This is a genomic window from Martelella sp. (assembly GCF_984369615.1).
Window position 1 is genome coordinate 1 of record NZ_CFHTCS010000228.1, and the last position, 7232, is coordinate 7232.

8 protein-coding genes are annotated in these 7232 nt (G+C 63.2%); 5 read left to right on the forward strand and 3 right to left on the reverse strand.

Annotated elements, in window-relative coordinates:
• Positions 1-23: 23 nt before the first annotated feature.
• Positions 24-1700 carry a GH32 C-terminal domain-containing protein gene (locus AC5DC2_RS16335; protein WP_491699247.1) on the forward strand — a complete coding sequence of 559 codons (1677 nt, stop codon included), beginning with the start codon at positions 24-26 and terminating at the stop codon, positions 1698-1700.
• An 11-nt stretch (positions 1701-1711) separates the two neighbouring features.
• Here the strand turns inward: AC5DC2_RS16335 and AC5DC2_RS16340 are convergent, their stop codons facing one another.
• Together AC5DC2_RS16340 and ung are read right to left on the reverse strand one after the other, a co-directional pair.
• On the reverse strand, positions 1712-2101 hold the full coding sequence (locus AC5DC2_RS16340; protein WP_200335440.1) for a RidA family protein: 390 nt from the start codon (positions 2099-2101) through the stop codon (positions 1712-1714).
• Positions 2102-2257: 156 nt separating this feature from the next.
• Positions 2258-2959, reverse strand: coding sequence for a uracil-DNA glycosylase (gene ung / locus AC5DC2_RS16345; protein ID WP_491699241.1), 702 nt, complete (start codon positions 2957-2959; stop codon positions 2258-2260).
• Positions 2960-3092: 133 nt separating this feature from the next.
• Between ung and AC5DC2_RS16350 the strand changes: the two genes are divergently transcribed.
• The 4 genes from AC5DC2_RS16350 (at position 3093) to AC5DC2_RS16365 (ending at position 6378) form a co-directional block, all read left to right on the forward strand.
• Positions 3093-3464, forward strand: a complete 372-nt coding sequence (locus AC5DC2_RS16350; RefSeq protein ID WP_491699242.1) for a DsrE family protein — start codon at positions 3093-3095, stop codon at positions 3462-3464.
• Positions 3465-3660: 196 nt separating this feature from the next.
• A complete protein-coding gene (locus AC5DC2_RS16355) occupies positions 3661-4641 on the forward strand; it encodes an ABC transporter substrate-binding protein (RefSeq protein ID WP_491699243.1) in 981 nt (326 codons plus the stop codon).
• A gap of 1 nt (position 4642) precedes the next feature.
• On the forward strand, positions 4643-5581 hold the full coding sequence (locus tag AC5DC2_RS16360; protein ID WP_491699244.1) for an ABC transporter permease: 939 nt from the start codon (positions 4643-4645) through the stop codon (positions 5579-5581).
• On the forward strand, positions 5581-6378 hold the full coding sequence (locus AC5DC2_RS16365; RefSeq protein WP_491699245.1) for an ABC transporter ATP-binding protein: 798 nt from the start codon (positions 5581-5583) through the stop codon (positions 6376-6378). The genes AC5DC2_RS16360 and AC5DC2_RS16365 overlap by 1 nt, the downstream gene beginning before the upstream one ends.
• A 65-nt stretch (positions 6379-6443) precedes the next feature.
• Here AC5DC2_RS16365 and AC5DC2_RS16370 read toward each other — a convergent pair.
• Positions 6444-7232: glycoside hydrolase family 88 protein (locus AC5DC2_RS16370; RefSeq protein WP_491699246.1), on the reverse strand; the 789-nt coding region annotated here is incomplete at its 5' end.

Sequence of the window (7232 nt, forward strand, 5' to 3'; positions counted from 1 at the left end):
AGAAAACCGCCGACGAGACCCGCCTGCGCAAATTGCGCGGCACCGTACCGGTCAATGCCGTGCTTCATGTCTGGCTGAAGGCCATTCACCCGCATGCGCCCGCGGAGATCCAGCTTTCGCTCAACGGCCAGTTGTTCGGCAATATCTTCGCCCAGAACGCGGAAGAGTATGAATTCCGCATGTTCTTCGTGCCGCATGGCGGCGAACTGGAATGTTCCTACGATCCCGAGACGACGACGATCTCGGTCGCCTACTGGTTTACAGATGCCAAGGTGCTGGAGGAAGGCATTACCGTGCTGCGCACCCACGCGGCCAATGCCCCGGCGCCCGCCCCCGGCAGCTATCACTTCCGTCCGCCCTTCGGCTGGATGAACGATCCGAACGGCTTCGGCCGCTTCAACGGTTCGGCGCATCTCTTCTACCAGCATTATTCGCACGGGCTGACCTGGAATACCATGCACTGGGGCCATGCGATCTCTGAGGATTACCTGCACTGGCGGCACATGCCGATCTTCCTGTTCCCCTCCGAAGACCTCACCCACCGCCCGGACAAGCGCGGCGGCGCCTTTTCCGGCTCGGCGATCCCGCTGGAAAATTCCGCCGGCATTCGCGTGTTCTTCACCGAACATGTGATCGAGCGCGCGCCCGAACGCGAAATCCAGATGGTCGCCACCTCGCAATCGCTGATCTTCGCCGGCGCGGCGAAGCCGCTGATCGACAAACGGCCGGAGCTGGAAGGGCTGACGCTCGACTTCCGCGACCCTTACGTTTTCCGGGGGCCTGACGGCTACTGGAAAATGCTGCTTGGCAGCCGCCAGGGCGAGGAAGGCGTGGTCCTCCTCTACCAGACGGCCGACCTGACGGCGGCAAGCGGCTGGGAATTCGTCGAAATCCTGCACCGTGAGGGCCGGTTCAATACCCAGGTTGTCGAGTGTCCCTGCCTGCTGCCGCTCGACGGCCCGGCCGGCGACCCGCAGACCCATTGGGTGCTGGTCTGCGGCCTGATGCACAGCCACCACGAGGAGACCGGCCGCAAAAACCTGACCATGGCGACCGTCGGCCATTTCGACGGCAAGCATTTCACGCCCCAATTCGAGCAGGAACTCGATTTCGCCACGGACAACTACGCCTTCCAGGCCTTTCTCGACCAGGGCCGCCCGGTCGGCATTGGCTGGCTGGCCAACTGGGCCGATGCCGCGCCGGAAATCGACTTTCCGACGGCGATGACCCTGCCGCGCAACCTTGTCTATGACGCTGCCGACAACACGCTTCTGACGCCGCCGATCGAGGGCGTGGAAATGCTGCGCGACGCGTTGATCGATGACACCGCCCTTGCCGCCGGCGAGCCGGTGATGCTGGAAAAGGGCCAGGCCGAGGTCGTGATCGAGCTTGACCGCAATGACGGGCCGTTCGAAATTGACCTCTACCACAACAATATCGAGATCACGGTGAAGATCGATGCCGAGGGGATGCGGCTTCTCTATATGGACGACAGCAAGTCGCCGACGCCCGATTATTTCGCCCCCGGCGCCAATCCGAGCCATTTGCGGCTGTTCCTCGACATCGGTTCAGTCGAAGTTTTTGCTGACAACGGCCGCTGGGCCGGCACAAAGCGCATCGCCGGCTTCGACCCGATCCACTCGATGCGAATCCGCGAAGGCGCGATCAAATCGGCAAAGGTCTGGTCGCTGGCGCTTTGAGGCAGAGCAGATTACGGCAGCTTGGCCGCCGTGACCTCGACCTCGACCAGAAATTCCGCGCGGGTGAAGCCGGAGACGATCAGCAGGGTCGACACCGGCATGGGATCGGCGATGTAGCGGTCGCGGACATCCATATAGGCCGGAAAATCCTCGCGCGTCGTCACATAGCCGGTAATGCGGATCACATCCTCAAACCCCATATCGGCTTCCGCCAGGATTTTCCCGATCGCCTGGAAGCAGAGCTCCGCCTGCGCGCTGACCGAGCGCGGAATGGCCTCGTCCTGCCCGATGCCGAGCTGGCCGGAGGTGACCAGAAGGCCGGCGCCCGGCGGCACGTAGAGGCCGTGGCTGTAATTGCCGAAAGGCTTGCGAACGCCGTCAGGGTTGATGCTCTTCTTCATGTGAAACCGCCTCGTGAAAAACTGTCAAACCGCATGGCCGCACAAGGACCCGGCTGTCAAGCAGCCGTAAACCCGGACCGAGCGATAATGTAGAGGCCGCGGCGAAAAATATAAGGCGGCACGGCGCATAATCCCCGATATTCCCGCCCTGCCCTTTTATTCGTCCGCCGGATCCTCCGGCAATTGCCAGTCCACCGGTTCCATGCCCTGCTCCAGAAGGAACTGGTTGGCTTTGGAAAAATGGCGACATCCGAAAAAACCGTTATGGGCGGAGAGCGGCGAGGGATGCGGCGCCTTCAGCACCAGATGCCGTGACCTGTCCACAAAGGAGGCCTTTTTCTGCGCATAGGCGCCCCAGAGCATGAACACCACATGGGGGCATTCGTCATTGACCGCGCGGATGACGGCGTCGGTGAATTGCTCCCAGCCCTTGCCGCGATGGGAGGCGGCCGCCGCCTGGCGCACGGTGAGCACGGAATTCAGCAACAGCACGCCCTGGCGCGCCCAGTGTTCAAGAAAACCGTGATTGACCTTCTGGAACCCGACATCGGTAGCCAGTTCCTTGTAGATATTGACCAGTGACGGCGGCACGCGCACGCCCGGCTGCACGGAGAAACAGAGCCCGTGGGCCTGTCCCGGGCCATGATAGGGATCCTGCCCGAGAATGACGACGCGCACGTTTTCAAGCGGCGTCAGGTCGAGCGCGCGGAAATACTCGCTCCCCTTCGGGAAGACGGTCTGCCCGGCACGCTTCTCCTCCACCAGAAAGGAGCGGAGCTCGGCCATATAGACGCTCTCGAATTCCGGCTTGAGTTTTTCGCGCCAGCCGTCCTCAAGCCTGATCTCGCTCTCTGCCATCGCACCCTGTCCTTTCTCAGATGCTCTCCTTGTTATCCCCACCGTCGCGACGATGCAATTCTCTGCGAAAATGTCACACTTGCACGCACATTGCCGCGTATTAGGTTTGGAACGACAAAGGAGGACCTTTAAAATGCAGCCAACCGCTTTCGTATCGACGCTCTTCGACGGCAAATCCAACCCGAACAAGGTCACGGTCGCCTTCACCATGGCGGTCAATGCGCTTGCCAAGGGACACAGCGCCACCATGATCCTGATGGCCGAGGCCGTGGAACTCGGCCGTCCCGGCGCCACCGAAGGCATGGCGATCGGAGCGCCGTTCGATCCCGTTCCCGATCTTCTGGCGCGGTTCCGCGAGACCGGCGGCAGGATCGCCATCTGCGGCGCCTGCATGAAGCATAACGGCTTCACCGCGGAAGACATGGACCCGGAATTCGAGATCATCACCGCCCCCGACGTGATCGATCTTCTCATGAATGCGGAAGGCTCCCTGCAGATCACCTGACGCCTCGCCCCGAATGGCGGGATCCCCTTCTCCGCAGCCTCTCCGGCGAGCGGGCCAATCGTCATGGCTGCGTCAAATAAAGTCGCCGACGGCATGGTTCCGGCGTTGACCGGCGCTTTGCGCCGGGCCAAACTGCCGCGCGTGATCCGAGCGCGCGAAAAGCCGCGCGAGAACAATCCTGACAGGGGGTTTCGAAATGCTCAACTTCAAGAAGGCGGTGCTGGCCACCGCCGCCGTGGCCGCGATTGCGGGTTTTTCCGTGCCGGCGCTGGCGCAGGACAGCGACGAAAAGACGGTCGCCATCACCTATATCGTCGAACATCCCGCCCTTGACGCCGTGCGCGAGGGCATTATCGAGAGCCTCGCCGAAAAGGGCTATACCGAAGGCGACAACCTCACCGTTGTCGCCCGCTCCGCCCAGGGCAACATGACGACGCAGACCCAGATCGCCTCCGAGTTCGCAGGCCTCAAGCCCGATGTCGCGGTCGGCATTTCCACGCCGTCCGCCCAGGCGTTGAAGAATTCGATGGGCGATGCCCCGGTCGTCTTCGCCGCCGTGACCGATCCGGTCGCCGCCGGCCTCGTCGAAAATCCGGAACACCCGGAAGCCAACATCACCGGCACCTCCGACAAGCAGCCGCCGAAGCCGGCGCTGGAGCTGATCCAGACGCTGGTGCCCGGCGTCAAGACCATCGGCGTCATCTATAATCCGGGCGAAGCCAACTCGGTGGTTCAGGTGGACGAGATCAAGGCGGCCGCCGGCGAACTCGGCCTCGAAGTCGTCGACAGCCCCGCCGCCCAGTCGACCATGGTGCCGGACGCGGCGCGCAACCTCGTCGGCAAGGCCGATGCTATCCTGCTGCCGACCGACAATTCGGTTATCTCGGTGCTTGAAGCCATCATCACCGTCGGCGAGCGCGCCAAACTCCCGGTCTTCACCACGGATACGGATTCCGTCGAGCGCGGCGCGGTTGCGGCCCTTGGCTTCAACTATGCCGAAATGGGCAAGGTCACCGGCGACATGGTTGCCGAAATCCTCGCCGGCAAGGCTCCGTCGGAAATCGCCGTCGTCGTGCCCGGCAACCAGGACCTGTTCCTCAACATGAAGGCTGCCGAAGCCATGGGCATCACGGTTCCCGACAGCGTCAAGGACAGCGCCAAGAAGGTCATCGAATAATATGACGCTTTTTGCTCTCGCCGGGGCGTTTGAGACCGGCTTGCTCTTCGCCCTCGTGGCGTTGAGCATCTTTATGTCCTTTCGGGTTCTCGACTTTCCCGATCTGACGGTGGACGGGAGTTTCCCCTTGGGCGCGGCGGTTTCGGCCGCCGCCATCGTCAACGGCATCGATCCGTTCATCGCAACATTCTTCGGCATGCTCGCAGGCGCCGCAGCCGGTTTCGTGACCGGCCTCTTGAACGTGCGCTTCGGCATCATGAACCTGCTCGCCGGCATCCTGTCGATGGTGGCGCTGTTTTCCGTGAACCTGCGCATCATGGGACGGCCGAACCTGCCGGTCTACGGTCAGGACACCGTGTTCTCCCGCTTCGAAAGCGTGGTCGATGCCGGCCTTTGGAGCAATACGATCCTGCTTCTGATCATCGCCATCGGCGCCAAGCTGATCGTCGACTGGTTCCTCAAGACCGAGATCGGTCTCGGGCTCAGGGCATCGGGCGAGAACCCCGCAATGGCCGAGGCCCAGGGCATCCGCAACGGCGCGATGACGCTGCTCGGCATGTCGATCGCCAATGCGCTCTGCGCGCTCGGCGGTTCGCTCTTTGCCCAGATGCAGGGCGTGGCGGACGTGACCATGGGCGTCGGCACGATCGTCACCGGACTTGCAGCGCTGATCATCGGCGAGGCTATACTCGGGCGACGCACGGTGTTTCTGGCAACGCTCGGCTGCGTGATCGGCGCGGTCGTCTACCGCCTGTTCATTGCGCTCGCGCTTTCCGCCGGCTTCATCGGCATCCGCCCGCAGGACCTCAACCTGATCACCGCCGTGGTGGTCGCCGTTGCCGTGGTTCTCTCCCAGCGGCGGGGAAAACGCGGCCGCAAGCAGCTCTTCAACTTCAAGCTGGTGCGCGGCGCCCAGCAAAATGACGAGGGACAGAACTGATGCTTTCCCTTTCCGATATCCGCCTCACCTTCAATCCGGGCACGGCCACGGAAGTCAAGGCGCTGCGCGACGTCTCGATGCAGATCGACGAGGGCGAGTTCGTCACCGTGATCGGCTCCAACGGCGCCGGAAAGTCAACGCTTCTATCGACCGTCGTCGGCACGGTGAAGCCGGATGAGGGCACGGTGAAGCTCGACGGGCTCGATGTGACCGACTGGCCGGCGGCCAAACGCGCGCGCTATGTCGGCCGCGTGTTCCAGGAACCGCGTCTCGGCACCTGCTCGTCGCTGTCGATCGAGGAAAACCTGGCGCTGGCCGCCGCCCGCGGCAAGAAGCGCGGTCTCGGCCTTGCCCTTGGCCGCAAGGGCCAGAAGGCGATGTTTGCCGAACATCTGGAAAAACTCGGCCTCGGCCTCGAACACCGCATGGGCACGCCGATCGGCGCGCTGTCGGGCGGCCAGCGCCAGGCCGTCAGCCTGTTGATGGCAACGCTGCTGCCGATGAAGATCCTGGTCCTGGACGAGCATACGGCAGCGCTCGATCCGTCCGCCGCCCACAAGGTGTTGACGCTTTCGGCCGAGATCGCCGAGGAGCGCAAGCTGACGACGCTGATGGTGACCCACTCGATGCGCGACGCGCTGGCCTATGGCAGCCGCACGCTGATGATGAATGCCGGCCGGATCGTCCTCGACATCAAGGGCGAGGAACGCTCGAGGCTCAAGGTCTCCGACCTGCTGGAACGTTTCGGCCGCGCCGCCGGCACGGAGATCGACGACGACCAGTTGGTTCTGGCGTAAGTCACAAAAAAGGCGGCTGACCTTTCGGCCAGCCGCCGGCCTCGGGAGGAAGGCTTTTCCTGTCTTCAGGAGCGGGCCAGGAGCTCCGCAAAACCCATCATGAACGGGCCGACGCCCTTGATATCGTCGGGATTGATCGCCTCGGTCAGGTAATAGCCCGGCGTGCCATCGCGATACTGGCCGTTGAAACCGCCGAGACCGGCGACGCAGACGATGGCTCCGAGCACGCGGCGGCCATCGGCATCGACCTCGAACGCATTCTTGTAGAGCGCCTCGAAGGCCTTGCGACCGATAGCGGCGCCGTCTCCGAGGCGAAGCCTGTCAGCCTTCAGATACGCATAGGCGAACATGGCCGTTGCCGAACTTTCTGCATAATTCCCCCCGAGATCCGGACGATCCGGGACCTGCAGCCAGCGGCCATCGGCCGTCCTCAGCGCGGCGAGCCGTTCCGCAAGGGCCGCCCACCGGACGACGATCGCATCGCGTTTTTCATCTTCCGGCAGGCATTCGATGAGATCGACCATGGCCATGGCCGCCCAGCCGATGGCGCGCGACCAGTGGGCCGGCGACTGGCCGGTGTCGGAGTTGGCCCAAGGCTGTGCCTTTGCGGAATCATAGGCGTGGCGATAAAGACGGCTGTCGGCATCATAGGTGAGTTCGAGCCCCGCCAGCAATTCGTCGGCGGCCTCGGCGACCAGATCCGGCCTGTCGAAGGCAAGACCGTATTCCGCCTTGAACGGCAGGCCCATATAGAGACCGTCGAGCCAGACCTGTTCGGGATAGCGATGCTTGTGCCAGTGCGGCCCTTCCTTGACGCGCGGATGATCCGCCAACTGCGCGACCAGCCGATCGGC

Bases quoted from the DNA above. Each gene is read 5' to 3' on its own strand.
- AC5DC2_RS16340 (WP_200335440.1), bottom strand. From the start codon at position 2,101: ATGAAGAAGAGCATCAACCCTGACGGCGTTCGCAAGCCTTTCGGCAAT.
- ung (WP_491699241.1), bottom strand. From the start codon at position 2,959: ATGGCAGAGAGCGAGATCAGGCTTGAGGACGGCTGGCGCGAAAAACTC.
- AC5DC2_RS16350 (WP_491699242.1), top strand. From the start codon at position 3,093: ATGCAGCCAACCGCTTTCGTATCGACGCTCTTCGACGGCAAATCCAAC.
- AC5DC2_RS16355 (WP_491699243.1), top strand. From the start codon at position 3,661: ATGCTCAACTTCAAGAAGGCGGTGCTGGCCACCGCCGCCGTGGCCGCG.
- AC5DC2_RS16360 (WP_491699244.1), top strand. From the start codon at position 4,643: ATGACGCTTTTTGCTCTCGCCGGGGCGTTTGAGACCGGCTTGCTCTTC.
- AC5DC2_RS16365 (WP_491699245.1), top strand. From the start codon at position 5,581: ATGCTTTCCCTTTCCGATATCCGCCTCACCTTCAATCCGGGCACGGCC.